This window comes from Martinezella lusitana (assembly GCF_014207095.1).
Taxonomy (GTDB): Bacteria; Pseudomonadota; Alphaproteobacteria; order Rhizobiales; family Rhizobiaceae; genus Rhizobium; species Rhizobium lusitanum_B.
The window spans coordinates 16263-36897 of record NZ_JACHBG010000022.1 but is presented as its reverse complement, the minus strand read 5'-3'; the positions used below and the strand labels follow the sequence as shown (position 1 = coordinate 36897).

At 60.4% G+C, this 20635-nt stretch carries 19 protein-coding genes and 1 tRNA gene; 9 read left to right on the top strand and 11 right to left on the bottom strand.

Features of this window, described 5'->3' with window-relative positions:
• Positions 1-143: 143 nt before the first annotated feature.
• The 4 genes from GGD46_RS27730 to GGD46_RS27715 form a co-directional block, all read right to left on the bottom strand.
• Positions 144-656: a disulfide bond formation protein B gene (locus GGD46_RS27730; RefSeq protein ID WP_184709935.1), complete on the bottom strand. Its 513-nt coding sequence runs from the start codon at positions 654-656 to the stop codon at positions 144-146.
• Positions 657-672: 16 nt separating this feature from the next.
• Positions 673-1266: a YqaA family protein gene (locus GGD46_RS27725; RefSeq protein WP_184709933.1), complete on the bottom strand. Its 594-nt coding sequence runs from the start codon at positions 1264-1266 to the stop codon at positions 673-675.
• 341 nt (positions 1267-1607) lie between these two features.
• Positions 1608-1692, bottom strand: a tRNA-Leu gene (locus tag GGD46_RS27720).
• Between the two features lie 143 nt (positions 1693-1835).
• Positions 1836-3134, bottom strand: a complete 1299-nt coding sequence (locus tag GGD46_RS27715; RefSeq protein ID WP_184709931.1) for an MFS transporter — start codon at positions 3132-3134, stop codon at positions 1836-1838.
• 235 nt (positions 3135-3369) lie between these two features.
• Between GGD46_RS27715 and GGD46_RS27710 the strand changes: the two genes are divergently transcribed.
• Positions 3370-3972 (top strand): TetR/AcrR family transcriptional regulator, encoded by a 603-nt coding sequence (locus GGD46_RS27710; RefSeq protein WP_184709929.1) that lies wholly within the window; start codon positions 3370-3372, stop codon positions 3970-3972.
• Positions 3973-4028: 56 nt separating this feature from the next.
• Here the strand turns inward: GGD46_RS27710 and GGD46_RS27705 are convergent, their stop codons facing one another.
• Both GGD46_RS27705 and GGD46_RS27700 read right to left on the bottom strand, forming a co-directional pair.
• A complete protein-coding gene (locus tag GGD46_RS27705) occupies positions 4029-4823 on the bottom strand; it encodes a class I SAM-dependent methyltransferase (RefSeq protein ID WP_184709927.1) in 795 nt (264 codons plus the stop codon).
• Positions 4824-4999: 176 nt separating this feature from the next.
• Positions 5000-5980: an aldo/keto reductase gene (locus tag GGD46_RS27700; protein ID WP_184709925.1), complete on the bottom strand. Its 981-nt coding sequence runs from the start codon at positions 5978-5980 to the stop codon at positions 5000-5002.
• A 251-nt stretch (positions 5981-6231) separates the two neighbouring features.
• Here GGD46_RS27700 and GGD46_RS27695 point away from each other — a divergent pair, with 251 nt between their 5' ends.
• A complete protein-coding gene (locus GGD46_RS27695; protein WP_184709923.1) occupies positions 6232-7878 on the top strand; it encodes an AMP-binding protein in 1647 nt (548 codons plus the stop codon).
• Positions 7879-7981: 103 nt separating this feature from the next.
• On the opposite strand, the gene GGD46_RS27690 is transcribed toward GGD46_RS27695, so the two are convergent.
• From GGD46_RS27690 to secA, 3 genes are all read right to left on the bottom strand, one after another.
• Positions 7982-9253, bottom strand: coding sequence for a GNAT family N-acetyltransferase (locus GGD46_RS27690; RefSeq protein WP_184709921.1), 1272 nt, complete (start codon positions 9251-9253; stop codon positions 7982-7984).
• Between the two features lie 3 nt (positions 9254-9256).
• Entirely contained in the window at positions 9257-10684 is a 1428-nt protein-coding gene (locus GGD46_RS27685; RefSeq protein ID WP_184709919.1) for a lipopolysaccharide biosynthesis protein, read from the bottom strand.
• A 165-nt stretch (positions 10685-10849) separates the two neighbouring features.
• Entirely contained in the window at positions 10850-13570 is a 2721-nt protein-coding gene (secA, locus tag GGD46_RS27680) for a preprotein translocase subunit SecA (protein ID WP_184709917.1), read from the bottom strand.
• Positions 13571-13815: 245 nt separating this feature from the next.
• On the opposite strand from secA, the gene GGD46_RS27675 reads away from it, so the two are divergent.
• From GGD46_RS27675 to mutT, 4 genes are all read left to right on the top strand, one after another.
• The gene (locus tag GGD46_RS27675) at positions 13816-14718 is read left to right on the top strand and encodes a peptidylprolyl isomerase (protein WP_184709915.1); all 903 of its coding nucleotides are present in this window, start codon (positions 13816-13818) and stop codon (positions 14716-14718) included.
• Between the two features lie 172 nt (positions 14719-14890).
• Positions 14891-16132 carry a bifunctional glutamate N-acetyltransferase/amino-acid acetyltransferase ArgJ gene (gene argJ, locus GGD46_RS27670; RefSeq protein WP_184709913.1) on the top strand — a complete coding sequence of 414 codons (1242 nt, stop codon included), beginning with the start codon at positions 14891-14893 and terminating at the stop codon, positions 16130-16132.
• A 10-nt stretch (positions 16133-16142) separates the two neighbouring features.
• Positions 16143-16922 (top strand): N-acetyltransferase, encoded by a 780-nt coding sequence (locus tag GGD46_RS27665; RefSeq protein WP_184709911.1) that lies wholly within the window; start codon positions 16143-16145, stop codon positions 16920-16922.
• The gene (mutT, locus tag GGD46_RS27660) at positions 16919-17332 is read left to right on the top strand and encodes an 8-oxo-dGTP diphosphatase MutT (RefSeq protein WP_184709909.1); all 414 of its coding nucleotides are present in this window, start codon (positions 16919-16921) and stop codon (positions 17330-17332) included. The genes GGD46_RS27665 and mutT overlap by 4 nt, the downstream gene beginning before the upstream one ends.
• Before the next feature lie 104 nt (positions 17333-17436).
• On the opposite strand, the gene GGD46_RS27655 is transcribed toward mutT, so the two are convergent.
• The gene (locus GGD46_RS27655) at positions 17437-17763 is read right to left on the bottom strand and encodes a hypothetical protein (protein ID WP_184709908.1); all 327 of its coding nucleotides are present in this window, start codon (positions 17761-17763) and stop codon (positions 17437-17439) included.
• A gap of 388 nt (positions 17764-18151) precedes the next feature.
• Here GGD46_RS27655 and GGD46_RS27650 point away from each other — a divergent pair, with 388 nt between their 5' ends.
• Both GGD46_RS27650 and GGD46_RS27645 read left to right on the top strand, forming a co-directional pair.
• Positions 18152-18469: a hypothetical protein gene (locus GGD46_RS27650; protein WP_184709905.1), complete on the top strand. Its 318-nt coding sequence runs from the start codon at positions 18152-18154 to the stop codon at positions 18467-18469.
• An 87-nt stretch (positions 18470-18556) separates the two neighbouring features.
• On the top strand, positions 18557-18739 hold the full coding sequence (locus GGD46_RS27645) for a Flp family type IVb pilin (protein WP_184709903.1): 183 nt from the start codon (positions 18557-18559) through the stop codon (positions 18737-18739).
• Positions 18740-18852: 113 nt separating this feature from the next.
• On the opposite strand, the gene GGD46_RS27640 is transcribed toward GGD46_RS27645, so the two are convergent.
• Positions 18853-19737, bottom strand: a complete 885-nt coding sequence (locus tag GGD46_RS27640) for a methyltransferase domain-containing protein (RefSeq protein ID WP_184709901.1) — start codon at positions 19735-19737, stop codon at positions 18853-18855.
• Between the two features lie 94 nt (positions 19738-19831).
• Here GGD46_RS27640 and GGD46_RS27635 point away from each other — a divergent pair, with 94 nt between their 5' ends.
• Positions 19832-20608: a ComF family protein gene (locus GGD46_RS27635; RefSeq protein WP_184710032.1), complete on the top strand. Its 777-nt coding sequence runs from the start codon at positions 19832-19834 to the stop codon at positions 20606-20608.
• Positions 20609-20635: the final 27 nt, after the last annotated feature.

The following is a 20635-nucleotide window of genomic DNA, read 5'->3' as shown; positions in this document are numbered from 1 at the left end:
CTGCTGTTGTTGAGCTTATTTCGTTTTGTAGCGAGGTGCAGCTCATTCCCACCAATCTTCCCCTTGTGGGGGAGATGTCACGAAGTGACAGAGGAGGGTATCAGAGCTACCTCATACGAGAGGACCGTCGCTCGCCCAAAGATTCAAGCAGCCTTCTTTGCCCCAACAAAAGCAATGGCAGCCAGAATCACGCTTGCGATGACATTCCAGCCTGCCATGGACAGGCCGAGAACGCGCAGTGCCGCTTCCGTGCAGGACGGACCCTTGATGGTGCTGAGCTCGCTCAGGAGGTTGCCGGCGTTCTGCGTCATGCTGCTGGCTGTCGTCGAGCAGGTGGTAGGGCCTTCCCAGAAATGCCATTCGACGCCGGCGTGATAGACGCCGATGCCGCCGCCGACCACCATCATCAGACCGGCGATGATCAAAAGGCCGCGGGTGATCCAGGAGGGCAGGCCGGCGATTGCGCTCAGCGCGGCGACGATCGCGACCGGGATGCCGTAGTAATAGGGCTGACGCTGCTCCAGGCAGAGGGCGCAGGGGATATAGCCGCCCTTGTATTGGAACGCGAGCGCGGAACCGATGACGACGATCATGCCGATCGTCAACAGCGTGCTATAGCCGAGGCCGGCGCGGGAGGAGGTCGAGGTCGTGGACATGTGTGGGGCTCCTTGGTCAGCTTGCCAGGGCAAAATGGAAGACTGCGTAGAGGGCGATGAGAATGGCGGCGGCTGCCATGGCAATCTGGCCCAGGCGCTTCTCGATGAAATGGCGGATGGATTCGCCGTAGCGACGCAGCAGGAAGGCCAGCAGGAAAAACCGCGCGCCGCGAGCGACGATGGCCGAGATGATGAACAGGCCGAGATCAATATGGGCGACGCCGGACAGGATCGTCACCACTTTGATCGGCGGCAGATGCGCCAGGCCTGAAGTGACCAGCAGCAGCAGGACCCATTCATAGGTGACGCCGGCGCTCATCTGGTTGAAGGCGTCGAGCTTGCCGTAGAATTCGAGAATCGGCTTGGCAATGGTCTCGAAAGCGTAATAGCCAAGCGCCCAGCCGGCAATGCCGCCGAGCACGGAAGCGACCGTCGCCGTCAGCGCATAGCGCCAGGCGCGCTCAGGCTTGGCCAGCGACATCGGCAGGAAAAGCACGTCGGCCGGAACGAGAAAGATCGAGCTTTCGACGAAGGCGATAACAGCCAACCAGATTTCTGCCGATTTGCGGCCGGCAAGCGACATGGTCCAGTCGTAAAGTCTACGAAGCATGAAGGCCCCTTTTTGCTGCGTTGCAAACCTTTAGGGGGCAGGATTATGGCTGTAAATGGTCGGGGGCTGACGGAAGCCGCACAAAATCAAAATTTTTCGTGATGGAGGACCGCAGGCTCCGGAGTTTACCGAAGGTCCGGGCATGATCGATGGAAGCTATCGACCACCTGAAATGAACATGCTTGGTCACCGCATTCGCGTTTCGATCGTTCGACAACCGCAAGCCAATTCCTTGGCCATGCGGAATGGTCGATATGGAACCTAAACTGATAAAGGGGTTCGCGTGATCGCAGGCAGAGGTTGTTTTGCAGGTATCGGACTTCAACAAATCATGTTTGAAGTGGTGCCCCATGCCGGAGTCGAACCAGCACTTCTTTCGAAACTCGATTTTGAGTCGAGCGCGTCTACCAATTCCGCCAATGGGGCAACGGATCATGACGAGGCGGCTGTCTAGCATGTGATCGGCTCGGCGCGCAAGCCGGGTGCGGCAGATATTGCGAGTGTTTCCGCAGGGTTGCGGTTTGGCCCATGGCGCAGGTGGGCGCCATGGGTTTTTTGCCGCGTGAAGCTCAGTGAGCCATAGCCGGGCCTTTGCTGGTGGAGCCGGACTTTTGCAGCGTGATCGCGAGGATCGCGGCGAGCAGGCAGAAGGCGCCGGCGACGAAGAAGGCGGGCAGGTAGGTGTTCAGCTCCGTGCGGGTGAGGCCGGCGCCATAGGCGGCGGTGGCCGCACCCAGCTGATGGCCGGCAAAGACCCAGCCGAAGACGAGGCCGGCCTTTTCGCGGCCAAAACGGTCGGCGGCGATCTTGACGGTCGGCGGTACGGTGGCGATCCAGTCGAGGCCATAGAAGACGGCGAAGATCGACAGGCCGTAGAAGGTGAAGTTGCTGAAGGGCAGGTAGACTAGCGACAGGCCACGCAGGCCATAGTACCAGAAGAGCAGCCAGCGATTGTCGAAGCGGTCGGAAAGCCAGCCGGAGCCGATTGTGCCGAAGAAATCGAAGATGCCCATGACGGCGAGAACGCTGGCGGCCGCCACCGGCACGATGCCGAAATCGCCGCAGAGGGTGACGAAATGCGTCTGGATGAGGCCGTTGGTCGACAGACCGCAGATGAAGAAGGTGGCAAACAGGATCCAGAAGGTCGAGGTCGTGGAAACTTCCCGCAGAATGGCGAGCGGTGAGGCGAGCGCAGCCCCCAGGTTCCTTGTGGCCGCCGGTGGGGGGGTGATGTGGACCTCGCCGACCAGCGGCAGATTGACGTCCGAGGGGCGGTCGCGCATCAAAAGCAGCACGATCAAGGCGGCGACGACGATCATGCCGCAGACGAAAAGCACCGTGGTGCGCCAGCCGTAGCGTGTCGTCAGTTCCGCCATCAGCGGCAGGAAGACGAGCTGTCCGGTGGCAGAGCTTGCCGAAAGCATGCCGATGACGAGGCCGCGATGCTTGGTGAACCAGCGCGTCGACACGGTTGCCGCCAGCACCATGGCGGTGAGGCCGGTGCCGAAGCCGATGATGATGCCCCAGCACAAAAGCAGCTGCCAGACCTGCGTCATATAGAGCGAGCCGATGAAGCCGACGCAGATGGTCGCCAGCGCAAAGACGATGACCTTGCGTATGCCGAAATGGTTCATGAAGGCGGCGGCGAAAGGCCCCATCAGGCCGAACAGAACGAGGCGGACGGCGAGGGCCGACGAAATGGAGGATGTGCTCCAGCCGAACTCGTCTTCCAGCGGCTTGATGAGCACGCCAGGTGCGCCCATGGCGCCGGCCGTGACGAGCATGGTGAGGAAAGTGGCGGCGACGACGACCCATCCATAGTGGATGTTGCGCCGGGCGAGCGTCGAAGCAAGGGCAGTGGAAACCATGAGCTGCGTTCCGATAGGTTGTGTGGCTTGACGTCTGGTACGGGGTCGCTGCGAGAGCGCGAGATCACGGACGGCCAGGGGGTACCGTATCCGCTTCTAGCGTCTTGCCGTTCTCCCGGCTTGAACGTTTGTGCAAAGGCATTTACATGATTGCTATCATATTTGTTTTGTATTGATGATGGTCATCATGTAAATTGTCAATACAGATTTATTGATGCCCTGATGGAGTTTTTTGATGAGAGTGAGCCGGGAAAAATTCGCTGAGAATCGCGAAAAGATCCTTGCCGTGGCAGGTGAGCTTTTCCGCGAGAAGGGTTTTGACGGCATTGGCGTCGCCGAAATCATGAAGGCGGCGGGGCTGACGCATGGCGGCTTCTATGGCCATTTCGATTCGAAGGACGAGCTTGCCTGCGAGGCGAGCAAGGCGCTGGTGGCACGCTCGCTGGAGCGCTGGAAGCAGGTGGCGGCGAGCTCACCCGAGCAGCCGCTGGAAGCGCTGCTGGCCCATTATCTCTCTCACCGCAATGTCGTCGAACACGCAACGGGCTGCGTCTTTGCGGCGCTGACGCAAGAGGTCAGCCGCCACGGCCCGGAAATGCAATCCACCTTCACCGGCGGCCTCATCGGATTGGTAGAGGTGCTGGAGGATATCGTGCCGGGCGAAACCCCCGAGGATCGACGGCGCAAGGCGTTCGCCAGCCTCTCGGCCATGGTCGGTGCCGTCATTCTGGCGCGGGCGATGGATAGTCCGGAGCTGTCGCAAGAGTTTCTGGCGGCAACCCGGCAGGAGTTGACGCCGCAGCCGGGTACGAACGAGTCGGACAAGAGCGAGGCTTAGGCTGGCGACGAGCGGAGCAGCGAGAGGTTTCGCCCCACCGCTCCGCACCCACAAGTTCAATCGCGGAACGCGAGCAGCCCGTTCGCCTCGACGATCTCCGTGAATTTGCCATCGGGAGCGGCTGCAAGCAGCTTTTCACGAAGCGCCGCCTCGAAATCGACTGCCTTGTCGCCGAGCGCCTGTGGCGAGGTTGACGACATCGAAAAGACGCGGCCGACGATGTCCTCGATATCCCTTGTATATTCCGAGACGATGCCGATGCGCTCGAGATTGCGGAAGGGGGAGGCCAGCAGCATGGCCTCATGAGGTGCCCATGCCTTGCTCTTGCGCAGCAGCCGGTCGGCATTGCGTTCGGGCGAGTAGGTTTCCGCCAGCAGCTCGACGATCCCGCGCCAATCCGGCTCCGCCAGAACACTTTTGTCATGGAACAACACGACGGCGCCGCCGGGCTCGATTAGCCTGTCGAGCGCCTCAAGCGTTGCCGGCCTGTCCATCCAGTGAAAGGAGCGGCCCATGACGCAGAGGTGCAGTTCGCCGATATCAGGCCCGAGATCGTAGGAGGAACCTTGGCGAATGGTGACATCGACGCCGGCCTTCTTCGCGCCGGCCTCGACTTCGGCGAGCATTTCCGGTTCCGGATCCATGGCCGTAACGGCTGCCCCCCGCAGCCGGGCAAAGGCGATCCCGAGCTGGCCGGGGCCGCAGCCGAGATCCAGCACACGATCGCCGGCTTTCAGGCCGCTGCGCTCGGCAACACGGGCAATCAGCCTGTCCGGATAAGGGATGCGATAGCGCAGGTAATAGGCCGCGGTCGATTGAAAGCGCCGCGCTTCGAAGGGAACTGTGATCATAGGATATCATCCTCGGGGGGAAGGAATCTCGATCCAGTTAAGCCCCAACTATGACCTGCTCGTGAAGTCACTTTTGCGCGATTTGCCGCGGGCTCAATCGACTTCGGAGGGCTGGGCTGAGGGCCCCTGCGCGGCGATGCGTCATCATTGCCCTTGCTTGGCCGCCCTCGAAGCCCTCACTTGAACCCGGCGACCCCATGTGGAACGTAGGGGCTCTCCAGCGCCTCGATTTCCTCCGGCGTGAGTTTGACCTCCAGCGACGCCACGGCATCCGTGATGTGGCCGGGCTTGGAGGCGCCGACGATCGGTGCGGTGACGGCGCTCTTTTGCAGAACCCAGGCGGTTGCGACCCGGGCGCGCGGAATGCCGCGTGCCTTTGCGACAGCGCCGACGGCATCGACGACCCTGCGGTCGGCTTCCAGCGCCTGGGTGTAGAGCGTCTTGCCGAACTCGTCGGATTGGGTGCGGGCCGTCGCCTCATCCCAGTCGCGGGTCAGGCGGCCGCGGGCGAGCGGGCTCCAGGGGATGACGGCGATTTTCTGATCCTCGCAGAAGGGCAGCATTTCCCGCTCCTCTTCGCGGTAGAGCAGGTTCAGGTGGTCCTGCATGCTGACGAACTCCGTCCAGCCGTTGAGGCGGGAGGTGTAAATCGCCTTGGCGAATTGCCAGGCGTACATGGAGGAAGCACCGATGTAGCGGGCCTTGCCGGCCTTGACGACATCATGCAGTGCTTCGAGCGTTTCGTCGATCGGCGTCGTATAGTCCCAGCGATGGATCTGGTAGAGGTCGACATAGTCGGTGCCGAGGCGGCGCAGGCTGTTGTCGATCTCGTCGAAGATCGCCTTGCGCGACAGGCCGGCGCCGTTCGGGCCGGGTCGCATGCGGTTGAAGACCTTGGTCGCGAGCACGATATCCTCACGCCGTGCGAAATCCTTGATGGCGCGACCGACAATCTCCTCCGATGAGCCGTCGGAATAGGTGTTGGCCGTGTCGAGGAAGTTGATGCCGGCTTCGATCGCCTGGCGCAGCAGCGGACGGCTGTCCTCCTCCTTCAGCGACCAGGCATGCGTGCCCTTGTTCGGATCGCCATAGGTCATGCAACCCAGGCAGATGCGCGAGACTTCAAGGCCGGTCCTGCCAAACTTTACGTATTCCATCGATATTCTCCGTCCATTCGATCATTTGATGCAAGGAGACCCATCGTCGGAAGGGCGATGGGAATGGTGCGCCGCGAAAGGCAAATTGGCGGGTAACGCCGCCAGCGGACGCATCGGTTCGTGAAGAGCTTCGAAGTATTCTTCAATAAATAAGGCGATTCGCGCACGTGGGAAGACGGCAATTTCAAATGTTTCCTTGAACCCTGGAGGCGACAGGTGTTAGCTGCGCTGCACCATTTTTGGAATTCCGCATGAAATTGCCCCCGCGAGATACTTATGAAGCCCTCTATCGTGACTTTCGTTGGGAGATTCCGGCGAAATTCAACATAGGACATGCTGTTTGCGATGCCTGGGCGGAACGTGAACCCGATCGGGTCTGCCTCCAACATTTCAATCCGGACGGCAATCACTTTTCCATGACCTATGGGGAGTTGCGGGACCGTTCCGCGTCTTTCGCCAACGCACTCTTGGCGCTTGGTGTGCGGCGCGGGGACCGCGTGGCGCTGCTGCTGCCGCAAAGCTTCGAGACCGTCGTTGCACATGTGGCGATCTACAAGATGGGGGCGATCGCACTGCCGCTGGCCTTGCTGTTCGGTGCGGAGGCGCTGGAATACCGGCTCCAGGCGTCGGGGGCATCAGCTATCGTCACCAACCGCTTCGGTCTCGATCGGCTGCGCCCGATCAGGGACCGGCTGCCCGGGTTGACGCAGATCATCAGTATCGACGGTGCGGAAGATGGCATCTGCGGCTTTGCCGATCTGGTAGCGGCATGCCCGCCTCTTTTCGAGGTGGCGGATACAGCCCCTGACGATCCGGCGTTGATGATTTTCACTTCCGGCACGACTGGGCCACCCAAAGGCGCACTGCACGGCCATCGTGTGCTGCCGGGGCATATTCCGGGCATGCAGTTTGCCCATGAAGGCCTTCCCAAGGCCGGTGACCGGCTCTGGACGCCATCGGACTGGGCCTGGGCTGGCGGCCTTCTGAATGCGCTTCTGCCGAGCCTTATGCTTGGCGTTCCCGTCGTTTCCTCACCGGCGCAGAAGTTCGATCCGCATATGGCCTTCCGCATCATGGCCGAAATGGAGGTGCGCAATGCCTTTATCCCGCCAACGGCGCTGCGACTGCTAAAGGCTGTCGACAACCCGCGAGCCCGCTACGACCTCAAGCTTCGCACCATCGGCTCGGCAGGCGAGGCGCTAGGCCGCGAAACCTTCGAATGGGCGCGCTCGGTGCTCGGTGTCAGCGTCAACGAGTTTTTCGGCCAGACGGAGTGCAATTTCGTGCTCGCCTCCAGCGAAGTCTTCGGCGTCAGCCGCGCCGGAGCGACGGGGAAAGCCGCGCCCGGCCACCGTGTGGCGATCGTCGATGCCGATGGCGTCGAGGTTCCCATTGGGGAGAGCGGGCAAATCGCCATCAAGCGGCCCGATCCAGTGATGTTCCTGGGCTATTGGCAGAACGAGGCGGCGACGGAGGCGAAATTCGCCAATGATTGGCTGCTGACCGGCGATATCGGCCGGCAGGATGCGGATGGCTATATTTCCTTCGTCGGCCGCGATGACGATGTCATCACCTCGTCCGGCTATCGTATCGGGCCTAGCGAGATTGAAGATTGCCTTGGCGGCCATCCGGCCGTGCAGCTTGCCGCGGCGGTGGGCAAGCCGGATGCGGTGCGAACCGAAATCGTCAAGGCCTATGTCGTTCTCGTGCCTGGCCGCGAGCCGAGCGAGGTATTGGCCGCCGAAATCCGCGACTGGGTGAAAACGCGGCTCTCGATGCATGAGTATCCGCGCGAAATCGAATTCGTCGATGCATTGCCGCTGACCACCTCAGGCAAGGTCATCCGCCGCCTGCTGCGCGAGCGGGCGACCGAAGAAGTCCTACACGCCGAAAGTTAGCGCGACCCTCGTAGGTTCCGATGAGCGTGCAAGGACGTTCTATCCCGTCGTTTTCCTGCGTATTTCGCGCTGGGAAACGCTGGGTGCTTTTCCTGGAAACACTCTAGCGCTTCGTCAGCGACAGGATCTTTTCGCGCAGCAGTTTCGCCATGTTGCGGGTGCTGCGGTACATGTGCAGCTGTGTGGTGATCTGTCTGATATCGCGGTCGCCGTTCGGCGTCAGGCCGATGATCAGGGTGCCCATGTCCTCACGCTCATGCCAGAAGCGGCTCATGATCGGATGATCCGCGATGGCGCAGGAATCGGACCGGACGACGTTGGCGTCGTCGAGGTGCCATTCCGTCAATTCTCCCATCAGAAGCTTGCCCGGCGAATAGCGGGCATAGGCCTCGTCATAGGCCGTCTTCCAGGTATAGGCCTCGCCGCCCATGATCAGCACGATCATCGAGGCGATGGCCTTGCCGTTCAGATCGATCGTGTGAATACGAACGGCGTCGATCGCCGCGAGATTGGAGATGGCTTCGCGGGCGAATGCGGCGTGGTGGCGATCCGTGACCAGAGCCGTGCGTTTCTTGCCTTTCCAGCCGCTTGCCTCCAGCGCCAGGAATTCCTCCATACGCAGGTGAATGTCACGGGCTTGGCGCGCGACATTGTAGGAGACGTCGCCCTGGTTTTCCAGCAGCCGCCATTGCCGGCGCATTTCGCGCAGGTGCGCATTGGAAATGGTCCGCTTCAGGTATGCGATAGCATCCTCGTTACTGTCGAGCATGGGACGCTGGAAGGGGTTTGCAACGGCGAAGGGCAGGTTGCGGCCGATGGCCACGACCTTGGCCATCTGCGCAAAGCGGCCGTTCAAGCGCAGGTCGGGCAATACGAGCGCCGTCGGCAGGCGCAACTCAGGCCGTGCGAGCCCTTCGAAGAGATTGTCGAGCGTTTCCCCTGCATCCTCGGCATCGACAAGCGGCGTGCCCAGAGGGCCGAAGGAGTTGGACCAGATGCGAATGATCGAGGGGCCGATCGCAAAGCCCGGCTTGTCGACCGTAAACGGCATCAGCAGGCGGATACGGCTGCGGGTGCTGCTATTGTCGCGCATCAGGGCCAGACGGACGTGGCGGTCCTCCAGACGGGGCATGGCGGGCGCCAGAAAACGACCGGAGAAGAAGACGTTCGGCTCCATGGCGCGATTGGATAGAAAGTCCAGTTCGTCCTGCAATTCATAACCGAGCTTGCCGGGGTAGAGGCAAAGCTCACGGCCGGACCGGCCAACCTCGACCCTCGCTTCGGCCTTCGGCGTTTCGAAGTGCAGCGCTGCGAGTGTGTGCGTCAGAGCATTGACCTGGCTGTCGGTCGTTTGGGTATAAGGAGGGCGCGTCATGATTTAGGGGGCCCCGTGTGTTGTCGATGGCACCGCTGGGCGGCGAATGAGGGCGAAAAGTGTAATGCCGAGCGTTTTGCGCACGGCAATGTGCAGGAGCAAGGCTTCGAGCGCCATGGCAGCGGCTCCAGCCATGGCGGCGCCTTCGATGCCGAAACGAGGGATCAGGATGACGTTCAGGCCGATATTGGCGCCGAGCGCAGCGGCATAGAGATAGACGCAGATCATCTGCTTGTCTGCCATGGTCAACAATACCTCGGCTGGACCGACCAGCGCTTTCGCAAGAATGCCGGCGAGAAGGATAGCCATGACGATCTGCCCTTCCGTGAAGGCAGAGCCGAAGAGCGACAGCAGCAGCTGGCCTGCGGCCAAGACCGTGAGGCCGATGGCGAGGGCCGGAAAGAAGGTCCAGCGGGTTGCCTCGGTGGCGAAGGCGGCCAGTTTTGTCTGGTCCTTCTCGGCCATGATGGCCGCAAAGCGCGGGCCGATGGCGGCCTTGACGGCGAAATAGATGAAATGCACCAGAGCCATGGTCTTGGCCGCGGCGAAGTAGACGGCGACCTCGTCCGGATCGAGAAAGATCCCGACGACGATGACATCGGAATTGGTGAAGAGATAGCCGACGCCTTCAACCAGAAATATCGGGAAGGCGACGGACAGCCAGGCCTTGAACTCGATGGTCCGCGCGCCGTTCGGATAGTGGCGGCGCAGACGGAAGGTAACGGCGAGGTACTGAAGCAGGACGCTGGTAAAGGCACCGGCCACTGCAGCCATCATGGCCGTGATGGCGTCCCGCGGCGCACCGGCCAGAACGGCGATGACCATGAACAGCAGGATCAGCGACGGGCGGATGAGGAAGGTCGGGCTCAGTGCCATGATCGGCCAATGCTTGGCGCGGGCGGTGCCGTCGAGAACGTCCCCGAGCGCGATCATAGGCACGGCGATAAGGCCAAGCAGGATCGGCGTGAGATAATAGTGCTCGATCGTGCCGCGCAGGGCATAGGCCAGAGCGGCTCCGAGCAGTGCCAGCGCGCCCGAAAGCCCGACGACGAACAGGCGCGCCGTCGTGTTCAGCCCGCGAAGGGCGGCATGGTCGCCTCTTGCATCATATTGCGGCAGGAAGCGGATGATCGCGGTCGGAAAGCCGAGACAGGCAAGGTTGCCGAACAGGATCATCAGCACCCAGACGAAGACGAAGACGCCATAGTCGAAGCGGCCCATCAGGCGGGCGAGAATGATCTGCGACAAGAAGGCGAGGGCGGCGCCGACGATGCGGATGGTGAAGGCGATCAGCGCCATGCGCTGCGAAACGGCTTTTTCATCGTTGCTGGTAAGGATGTTGGCAAGTTTGCGCAGATATGGCGTCGCTACAGCCCGCAATGCGGACGGCAGCATTCTCTCCGCTGTTTGAAAGACCGCCATGATCAACACGCAATACTTTAAATATGATCCGAACCTCACGATAGTCTTGGCAGAGGAGGGTTAAGAATAGGTTCTTTCAATCCTTCGAAAGCAACGGGGCGAAGGGTCGTTCCAAAAACGAAAAATGCCGCCCTGAGGGCGGCATCCAATTGATTCTCCAAAAGGAACGAAGTCTCACACGACTTCGGTGCTTTCGAAGGCGCCGTGGCAATGCTTGTATTTCTTGCCGGAGCCGCAAGGGCAGGCTTCGTTGCGGCCGACGCGACCCCAGGTTGCCGGGTTGCGGGGATCGCGATTTTCCGGCGGCACGAAGTTTTCGCTTACCAGGCTGAGCGGAGAGAATTCGTCTTCGCCTGTCGTGGCGTCAATATGACGGCCCTGCATCGGCGGGGTTTCCGGTTCAGACGGCTGGTGGACGAGTTCGACGCGCGAAAGCTGGGCGGTGACTGCCTGGCGCAGGTTGTTCAGCAGGGACTGGAACAGCTCGAAAGCCTCGGCCTTGTATTCCTGTAGCGGGTCGCGCTGGGCATAGCCGCGGAAGCCGATGACCGAACGAAGATGGTCGAGGTTGACGATGTGCTCGCGCCAGAGATTATCAAGCGTTTGCAGGACGATGGAGCGCTCGACATAGGTCATGATCTCGGGGCCGAAGCGCTCTGCCTTTTCGGTCGCGGCCTTTTCGGCAGCTTCGGTCAGGCGGGCGCGGATGTCGTCCTCGGCGATGCCCTCTTCCTTGACCCAGTCATGCACGGGCATGTCGAGGTCGAAGAAGTTGGCGACGCCTGCCTTCAGGCCGTCGGCATCCCACTGTTCGGCATAGGCACGCTCAGGGATATGTCTCGTGACGAGATCCTCGATCACCTCATGGCGCATGTCGCCAACGGTTTCGGAAAGGTCGGTCGCATCCATCAGCTCGACGCGCTGCTCGAAGATAACTTTGCGCTGGTCGTTCAGCACGTCGTCATACTTCAGCACGTTCTTGCGGATATCGAAGTTGCGGGCTTCGACCTTCTTCTGGGCGCGCTCCAGGGCCTTGTTGATCCAGGGATGGACGATGGCTTCGCCTTCCTTGAGACCGAGCTTCTGCAGCATGCCGTCCATGCGGTCTGAGCCGAAGATGCGCATCAGGTCGTCCTGAAGCGACAGGTAGAATTTCGAGCGGCCAGGGTCGCCCTGACGGCCGGAACGGCCACGGAGCTGGTTGTCGATACGACGGCTTTCATGGCGCTCGCTGGCGATGACGTAGAGACCGCCGGCGGCAAGAGACTTCTGTTTCAGTTCCTTGATTTCTTCGGCGATTCTGGCGATTGCGGCGTCGCGCTCCGGACCGGGCTCGACGTCATGCAGATCGCGCTCGACACGCATTTCAAGGTTGCCGCCGAGCTGGATGTCGGTACCGCGTCCGGCCATGTTGGTCGCGATCGTGACAGTACCGGGAACGCCGGCCTGGGCGACGATATAGGCTTCCTGTTCGTGGTAGCGGGCGTTCAGAACCTGGAAATCGTTGAAGCCCTGCTTGCGCATGAGCTCGGCAAGAAGTTCCGATTTTTCGATTGACGTTGTACCGACGAGTACCGGCTGGCCGCGCTTATGCGCATCCAGGATCTCGGCGATGATCGCCTTGTATTTCTCTTCATGCGTACGATAGACCTCGTCGTCCTCGTCGATACGCTTGATCGGCAGGTTGGTCGGCACTTCGACCACGTCAAGACCGTAGATGTTGCCGAACTCTTCCGCTTCCGTCGATGCCGTACCGGTCATGCCGGCGAGCTTGTCGTACATGCGGAAGTAGTTCTGGAAGGTGATCTGCGCCAGCGTCTGGTTTTCCGGCTGGATCTGTACCCGTTCCTTGGCTTCGAGCGCCTGGTGCTGGCCGTCCGAATAACGGCGGCCCGGCATCATGCGGCCGGTGAATTCGTCGATGATGACGACTTCGCCGTTGCGGACGATGTAGTCCTTGTCGCGCTGGAAGAGCTTGTGGGCCTTAAGGGCATTGTTGATGTGGTGAACGATTGCGACGTTCTCGACGTCGTAAAGCGATTCACCCTTCAGCAGGCCGGCTTCGTTCAGCATGTTTTCCAGCTTCTCGGTGCCTTCTTCGGAGAAGTTGGCCGAGCGCTGCTTTTCGTCGATTTCGTAGTCTTCCTTCGCAAGGCGCGGGATGAAGGCGTCGATCGTGGTGTAGAGGTCGGAGCGGTCGTCGAGCGGACCTGAAATGATCAGCGGCGTACGCGCTTCGTCGATGAGGATCGAGTCCACTTCGTCGACGATGGCGAAGCTGTGGCCGCGCTGAACCATCTGTCCGCGATCATACTTCATATTGTCGCGCAGATAGTCGAAGCCGAGCTCGTTGTTGGTGCCGTAGGTGATGTCACAGGCATAGGCGTCGCGGCGCTCTTCGTCGGACAGACCATGGATGATGACGCCGGTAGTCAGCCCGAGGAAGCTGTAGAGGCGACCCATGGTGGCGCTGTCGCGCTGTGCCAGGTAATCGTTGACGGTGACGACGTGCACGCCCTTGCCGGCCAGCGCGTTCAGATAGACCGGCAGCGTGCCGACGAGCGTCTTGCCTTCGCCGGTCTTCATTTCTGCGATCGCATTGGAATGAAGGATCATGCCGCCGATGAGCTGTACGTCAAAAGGTCGCATGCCGAGAACGCGGCGCGATGCCTCGCGTGCCACCGCAAAGGCGGGAACGAGGAGGTCGTCGAGCGTCTTGCCGTCGGCGAGCTGCTTGCGGAACTCAACCGTCTTGGCGGCCAAAGCCTCATCGGACAGCGCACGCATCTGCTGCTCGAGTGCGTTGATGGCAACGACATTCGGCTGGAACGACTTGACGCGACGGTCGTTGGACGAGCCGAACAACTTGCGGGCAATTCCACCTAGGCTGACCATGTGACTGGTCCTTTCTGAGATTTCATCCGGCCGTTCCCTGCTTTATCCATTCCCAAAAAAACGGGACTATAGCACAAAACGGCCGGAAACTGTTCTGGACGCGAGGTTGCGTGACAGATAAGAGGGGGGTCGATTGATGTCAACGGGAATTGGCCGATACACAAAGGCCACATTCTCCTGCTGAAGGCTTTTTCACGCCGGATTCCCATCTGTCGAGCCGGTCGAGATCACCGAAGGGTTATTTTATGTTGAAGTACAACAAACTTGCTGCGGTTGCTTTCGCAACAGTCATTACCTTCCAGGCGCCGGCCTTTGCTGCTGACGCCAAGGATGCCGTCGTTGCCAAGGTTGGCAATGTCGAAATCCATCAATCCGAACTTGACCTGGCGATTGCCAACCTCGATCCGCAACTCGGCCAGCTCCCGGACGACCAGAAGAAGGTTGCTGCCCTTTCCGCTTCGATCGACGTGAAACTGCTGTCGCAGAAGGCTGCTGCCGAGAAGCTCGACCAGACTCCGGATTTCCAGGCGCACATGGCCTATCTGCGTGACCGCGAGCTGCACAATGCCTACTTCAAGGCACATGTCGCGGACGCCATCAAGGACGACGAAGTCAAGGCTCGCTACGACAAGGAAGTCGCAGCCCTGCCGAAGCAGGAAGAAGTTCACGCCCGCCACATCCTGGTGAAGACCGAGGACGAAGCCAAGGCGATCATCAAGGAACTCGACGGCGGCAAGGATTTTGCTGCACTCGCCAAGGAAAAGTCCACCGATCCGAACAAGGCTGACGGCGGCGATCTCGGCTATTTCGGCCATGGCCGCATGGTCAAGGAATTCGAAGAGGCGGCTTTTGCCCTTCCCGTTGGAACCTACACCAAGACCCCGGTCAAGACCGATTTCGGCTGGCATGTCATCAAGGTCGAGGACAAGCGCAACGCTCCTCCTCCGGCTTTCGATCAGGTCAAGGAACAGGTTCGTCAGCTCGTCATGCGCGACAAGTATCTTGAGCTGCTGAACAAGGCCAAGCAGGATGCCAAGGTTTCCATCAGCGACCCGGCGCTCAGCAAGGCCTACGAAGATGCGCAGAAGCAGCAGGATGCGGCCCCGGCAGATGATGCCGTCGCGCCTGACGCTCAGCCGCAGCAGTAAGCAATTGTAAGCAGGATCATCAGGGCCTGGGTTTCCAGGCCCTTCACTGGAGCCGGATGATTTTAGGTCGCATCGACCTAAAATTTGAATCCGCTCCAGAATTAAAGAAGCAGAGCATGATGCCGAAAACCGCATACGCTTTTCGGCATCATGCTCTTTTCAGGTGGCTCTCATGTCCGGTTCCGTTTCTCCGCTCGCTCCCAAAACCTTTGCCTCCATGCCCGCTCTTCGCGGCGTGCGCATGACCACGGCATCCGCCGGTATCAAGTACAAGAACCGGACCGACGTCTTGCTGATGGTTTTCGATAAGCCCGCAGCTGTTGCCGGCGTCTTCACGCGCTCGAAGTGCCCTTCGGCTCCCGTCGATTTCTGCCGGAAGAACCTGGCCCACGGCAGTGCCCGCGCCGTCGTCGTCAATTCCGGCAATGCCAACGCCTTTACCGGCCTGAAGGGCCGCCAGGCGACCGAGCTGACCGCCAAGTCTGCGGCTGCTGCCGTCGGCTGCGGTGAAAACGAAGTCTATCTCGCCTCCACCGGCGTCATCGGCGAGCCACTTGATGCCACCAAATTTGCCGGCGTGCTCGACGCCATGGCCAAGGGTGCCGTCAACGATTTCTGGTTCGAGGCCGCCAAGGCCATCATGACCACGGATACCTATCCGAAGGTCGCGACGCGCAGTGCCGACATCGGCGGCGTCAAGGTCACCATCAACGGCATTGCCAAGGGCGCTGGCATGATCGCGCCCGACATGGCGACGATGCTCTCCTTCGTCGTCACGGATGCCGATATTTCCTCTGCCGCTCTTCAGTCGCTGCTGTCCGACGGCGTCGGGCCGAGCTTCAACTCCATGACCGTTGATAGCGATACCTCGACCTCCGACACGCTGATGTTGTTCGCCACCGGTGCTGCCGCAGCCGACGGTCAGGCGCATATCGATCGCTCCGACGATCCGAAGCTTGCCGGCTTCCGCGCAGCGCTCAACGAGCTGCTTAAGGATCTCGCCATTCAGGTCGTTCGCGACGGCGAAGGCGCCACCAAGATGCTCGAAATCACCGTGACGGGCGCCGAGAGCGATGCCGCTGCCAAGCGCATCGCGCTGTCGGTCGCCAATTCGCCGCTGGTCAAGACCGCGGCTGCCGGCGAAGACGCCAATTGGGGCCGCGTCGTCATGGCTGTCGGCAAGGCCGGCGAGATGGCGGATCGCGACAAGCTCGCCATCTGGTTCGGTGACGTTCGCGTTGCTGTCAACGGCGAGCGTGACGCTTCTTACTCCGAGGAGGCTGCCTCCAACGTCATGAAACAGCAGGATATTCCGGTGAAGGTCGATCTCGGCCTCGGCAATGGTCGCGCAACGGTCTGGACCTGCGACCTGACGAAGGAATATGTTGCCATCAATGGCGACTACCGGAGCTGATATCTAGCAGATGCATGCGCAGTCCACGATAAACAAGCTGCCGCTGGTGCGCAGGCTCGAAGCCGTCGGATTTCGGGCCTGGCCGGCGTCGTCCGTGCAGTATGACGGCAGCTGGCAGGTGCGGCTGACGGCGGGTCATCCATCGAAGCGGCTCAACTCCGTTGTGCCGCTCGATCCGTCCGATCACCGCGATCTCGAAATCCGGCTAAGCAAGGCGCAGCGCAAGTTCGAAGCCTATGGCAGGCCGATGGTGGTGCGTCAAACGCCGCTCGCTTCGTCGCAGCTGATCGATCTCCTTCGGGAGCGCGGCTGGACGTGCTTCGACGAGACGATCGTCATGACAGCCGATCTGGTCAATCTTGAATTGCCCGATATGCTGGACCATCTGCCGAGCCACGATGTGGGTCGCTTCGTGGATGCCAGCCTCATCGTCGACGAGGCCGATCCCGCCTTGAAGCCGGCACTGGCCGAGGTGGTGAGCAGCATCAAGCCGCCGTCGGGGCTTTTCGTTATCGAGGATGCGGAAGCCGGCCCCTTGGCAACGACGCTTTGCGTTCAGGATAACGACCTTGCCGGCGTGATGTCGGTGGCGGTTTCAGTGCAGCATCGCCGTAGGGGGCTGGGTGCCGAAATCCTGACCTCGGCACTTCGCTGGGCGCGGATGCGTAGCGCCAAGACGGCCTGGCTCCAGGTCAGCGCCGACAACGCGCCCGCGATCGCGCTCTATGCCCGGTTCGGGTTCCGCGAGGCTTATCGTTACCGCTATTGGCGGTTGCCGGAGGAAGCATGAGCGAGACTGGCCGCAAGATCGTCCTCGTTGCCGCTTGTGCGCTCATCGATACGGATGGTCGTATTCTTCTGGCGCAGCGCCCCGAGGGCAAGTCGCTTGCCGGCCTCTGGGAGTTTCCCGGCGGCAAGGTCGAAGCCGGAGAAACTCCGGAAGAGACGCTGGTGCGTGAACTTGAGGAAGAGATTGGCGTGCAGACGAAGATCGCATGTCTCGCGCCGCTGACCTTTGCAAGCCATACCTATGAAACCTTCCATCTGCTGATGCCGCTGTACATCTGCCGGCGATACGAAGGAATTCCGCATGGTCGGGAAGGGCAGGCGCTCAAGTGGGTTCGGCCGCTGGCCCTGCGCGACTATCCGATGCCACCGGCCGACGAGCCGCTGATCCCGTTCCTGCAGGATCTGCTCTAAAGCCTTTCAGCTTTTCTACGAAACGCGAAAATGCTTTCTCTTTTTGTCATTACGCAATTCCGAACGCAAAACAGCGTCGCACTTTTCCTGGCATTGCTCTAAGGTCAGATATCCCTAAAACGGAATTTTGATTTCTCAAGCTGATCGAGGCTGTCGGCTGCTGGATCTCTGCCTGATGGATCTGCCTTTGGCGCTCTCCGCAGCAGCTCTGTCAACATTTCCGACTGCCTGACAGAATTATGGCGAATTGCCTCCAGATGCTCGAGCATGAGTCCAAAGGCAAAAATCGCGGCGCCCCAAAAAGCGTATACAAGGGCGGCGACCACCCCGGCAGTAAAACCTTGGATGCCCCCGATGAAGAGCATCAAAATTGCGACCAGGATCGCGAGAGCTATGACAAGGCCGCCGACAGCTTTAAACAGTCCTACCATACATTAGCCCTTGCGCAACTTAAGGTGATAAAATTTCCTCATAGGTTGCATCAAGGCGAGCAGACGTCAATCTCAATTTATTGGTGTTTGATGCGCCCGCCTGTTCTATTGCGTGTTGCTGTAGAAGAGATTTGGCGTTCGCTGATGCGCTGCATCTTTCTTGAACCCGCCGCGCCAACGTTTCGCGTGCCCAACGGCAACACACAGTAAGTATGGTTAACGAAAATTAGCCATTTGAAATCAGCTGCATAAGCCGAATCAGGCGGTGTCCCGGAATTTTACGTCTCATTAATTTGCATGTGGATATTAAGGGATCATTTATGACCTTCTGGCATTCAATGCTCTCAATCAAGCGGGTTGTTGGGTGCGTTAAAGAAGGCTTGACATAATGGACGACGATTTCTGGAAAGCTGTTCAAGAAAAAGAGCAGTCCTATTCCACGTCGCGCAGGACGGGCGCGTTGAATATCGCTTTGCTGTTTGGTACGGCGGCGGTCGCGCTTTCGCTCATTCTCACGCCGATGCTCTCCGACAAATCCAAGTCTCGCGTGCTTGCAAGCGCGCCGGATCTCGACAATATTACGACGGGTTCAATTCCTCAGACTGAAAACGGCAAGCGTTATACGATCCGCCGCAGCGTGCTGCAGCATGAGCCGGGTTCGGTCTGCATCGTTCAGGGATACGGGGCAGACAGCAGCTGCCAATAGCATGTGCATAGCCTGCCAGATGCCATGACAGCATCGGATTCACGAGGATGTTGATGTCCAATGCTGAGGCTGGGGAGCTTTGAGCGTATGCGTGTCGTACGACGTTTTTTCAGTGACAAGACCGGTGCCACGGTCATCGAGTATGGGCTGATTGCCGCACTGATGTCGGCTGCGATCATCAGTGGCGTCGGCGCGTTTGGCGGCAGCTTGGCGAACACGTTCAACCTGCTATCTAACACGGTTCAAAACTCGTCGCCCAACCAGAACTGAGATCATATTAGCCGGAGCCGATCGCCCAACGTGCTTGCCGGAGGTTTCGTGCGCGTCGATTCCCACGACTTCGCACGGCTGCGAAACAGTTGCCGACTTTCGCGCCGTATTTTCTATTGCTTCAGCTTGTGCTCTTCCACCTTGAGCGCATCGGCAAGCCGAGCCTTTGCCGAGCCCGGCTGAAGCGGCTTCTGCTGGCTTTCGTGCGGCGTCCATCCTGATACGTAGATGATCGAAAACGTCGCCCTGATCCTGCCGTCCGGGTCTGAATAGCGTTCGGCATAGAGTTCAGCCGCCCGCAGGAAGAAGGCGCGTGTCAGCGGTGCGCGGCTACGCTCGGCGAGCGGGTTGGTCATCCCCATGGCGCGAAGATCGCGCATCAAGGCGAATAGATTGTCGTAGCGCACCGTATAGGTCTCGGCGTCGATGACGGGCAGGGTAAAGCCGGCTCGCTGCAGCAGCCCGCCGACATCGCGGACATCGGCAAAGGGGATTACGCGGGGGCTGGCGCCGCCAGTCAGCTCGATCTCGGCGGCAAGCAGAACCTCGCGCAGTTCCTGCAGGGTCCCGAGGCCCGGGATCGCCGCCAGGAAGAGGCCGTCGGCCTTTAGCGCCCGGCGAATCTGAATGAAGACGCCCGGTGTGTCGTTGGTGACATGCAGGTTGAGGGGCGAGAGAACGAGGTTGACCGACTCCGCCTCCAGCGGCAACTCCTCGATAGGCGCTTCGATGACGGTTTCGCCAGGTGCGGCAAAGCCCGGCTCATTCTCGATCCTGCTGAGATGGCCGATCTTGCCGGTTGAAAGCGCCAGACGCGCCGCAACGCCGGTCGCGCCGTGAAGTTCGACCGCTTCGTCGAAATGACGTTCGGTTACGGCCAACCGCTCCGCCAGTTCGCCAGCGGCGATATCAAGCAGAAATGCGGCCTTTGGATCGCCCTGTCTCAGTGCCCGGCGCTTACGGGCGGCGAGCAGCGTTTGGTCGAAGACGATTTCCATGGCGTTTTCCTGCAATAAGTTCACTTCGGCGGGGCATGGCGGGCACGCGCGTTTTCCTTCGCAAAGCCTGCGGGAAAAAGCTAGTGTCAATCATATGGGGATGATGGGGCGCGAAATCACGTTATCTATGCTGACGGCTGGGCTGAAAAGGCCATGGGTCGCGCTCGCCGATCTGGTCTATCCGCCTGCCTGTCCCGGCTGCGGCGTTTCCGTTGGTGCGCATCGTGGCCTCTGCCCCGCCTGTTGGTCAAAGATCCGCTTCATCGAGCGGCCCTATTGCGAGATTCTCGGCAGTCCTTTTTCCCATGATCTCGGCGTCGGCATTCTCAGCGCCGAAGCGATCGCCGATCCACCCGTCTTCGATCGGCTGCGCTCTGCCGCGGTTCACGACGGCATCGTGCGCGACTTGGTGCTCAGCCTGAAATATCGCGACCGCACCGATCTGGCGCCGATGATGGCCGGGTGGATGCTGCGCGCCAGCGACGGCACGGTCGCCGCGTGCGACGCGATCATTCCCGTGCCCTTGCATCGGGCGCGGCTGTTTTCGCGCAAGTACAATCAGGCGGCCGAACTGGCGCGTCATGTCGCCCATCTTTCGGGAAAGCCGCTTCTTGCCGCGACGCTGTTGCGCATCAAGCGCACGAGCCGACAGGTCGGTCTCGGCGCCAAGGCACGGCAGGACAATGTGCGCGGGGCATTTGCCGTCTCGGAACATCGGGCGGCCGATATTTTCGGCCGGCGCATCGTGCTGGTAGATGACGTCTATACCACGGGTGCGACCGTGGCTGCGGCGACGCGCGCATTGAAGAAAGCTGGCGCGGCGGATGTCACCGTTTTGACCTTTGCAAGGGTCGTCGGCCATCTTATATGACACCAAAGCTAGGTTATTCCGGAGTGG

What these genes read in the sequence shown, in the direction of transcription:
- GGD46_RS27635 (WP_184710032.1), top strand. Translation starts at nt 19,832, where the DNA reads ATGGGGATGATGGGGCGCGAAATCACGTTATCTATGCTGACGGCTGGG.
- mutT (WP_184709909.1), top strand. Translation starts at nt 16,919, where the DNA reads ATGAGCGAGACTGGCCGCAAGATCGTCCTCGTTGCCGCTTGTGCGCTC.
- GGD46_RS27655 (WP_184709908.1), bottom strand. Translation starts at nt 17,763, where the DNA reads ATGGTAGGACTGTTTAAAGCTGTCGGCGGCCTTGTCATAGCTCTCGCG.
- GGD46_RS27695 (WP_184709923.1), top strand. Translation starts at nt 6,232, where the DNA reads ATGAAATTGCCCCCGCGAGATACTTATGAAGCCCTCTATCGTGACTTT.
- GGD46_RS27725 (WP_184709933.1), bottom strand. Translation starts at nt 1,266, where the DNA reads ATGCTTCGTAGACTTTACGACTGGACCATGTCGCTTGCCGGCCGCAAA.
- GGD46_RS27665 (WP_184709911.1), top strand. Translation starts at nt 16,143, where the DNA reads ATGCATGCGCAGTCCACGATAAACAAGCTGCCGCTGGTGCGCAGGCTC.
- GGD46_RS27690 (WP_184709921.1), bottom strand. Translation starts at nt 9,253, where the DNA reads ATGACGCGCCCTCCTTATACCCAAACGACCGACAGCCAGGTCAATGCT.
- GGD46_RS27730 (WP_184709935.1), bottom strand. Translation starts at nt 656, where the DNA reads ATGTCCACGACCTCGACCTCCTCCCGCGCCGGCCTCGGCTATAGCACG.
- GGD46_RS27645 (WP_184709903.1), top strand. Translation starts at nt 18,557, where the DNA reads ATGCGTGTCGTACGACGTTTTTTCAGTGACAAGACCGGTGCCACGGTC.
- GGD46_RS27640 (WP_184709901.1), bottom strand. Translation starts at nt 19,737, where the DNA reads ATGGAAATCGTCTTCGACCAAACGCTGCTCGCCGCCCGTAAGCGCCGG.
- GGD46_RS27650 (WP_184709905.1), top strand. Translation starts at nt 18,152, where the DNA reads ATGGACGACGATTTCTGGAAAGCTGTTCAAGAAAAAGAGCAGTCCTAT.
- GGD46_RS27715 (WP_184709931.1), bottom strand. Translation starts at nt 3,134, where the DNA reads ATGGTTTCCACTGCCCTTGCTTCGACGCTCGCCCGGCGCAACATCCAC.
- secA (WP_184709917.1), bottom strand. Translation starts at nt 13,570, where the DNA reads ATGGTCAGCCTAGGTGGAATTGCCCGCAAGTTGTTCGGCTCGTCCAAC.
- GGD46_RS27700 (WP_184709925.1), bottom strand. Translation starts at nt 5,980, where the DNA reads ATGGAATACGTAAAGTTTGGCAGGACCGGCCTTGAAGTCTCGCGCATC.
- GGD46_RS27710 (WP_184709929.1), top strand. Translation starts at nt 3,370, where the DNA reads ATGAGAGTGAGCCGGGAAAAATTCGCTGAGAATCGCGAAAAGATCCTT.
- GGD46_RS27705 (WP_184709927.1), bottom strand. Translation starts at nt 4,823, where the DNA reads ATGATCACAGTTCCCTTCGAAGCGCGGCGCTTTCAATCGACCGCGGCC.
- argJ (WP_184709913.1), top strand. Translation starts at nt 14,891, where the DNA reads ATGTCCGGTTCCGTTTCTCCGCTCGCTCCCAAAACCTTTGCCTCCATG.
- GGD46_RS27675 (WP_184709915.1), top strand. Translation starts at nt 13,816, where the DNA reads ATGTTGAAGTACAACAAACTTGCTGCGGTTGCTTTCGCAACAGTCATT.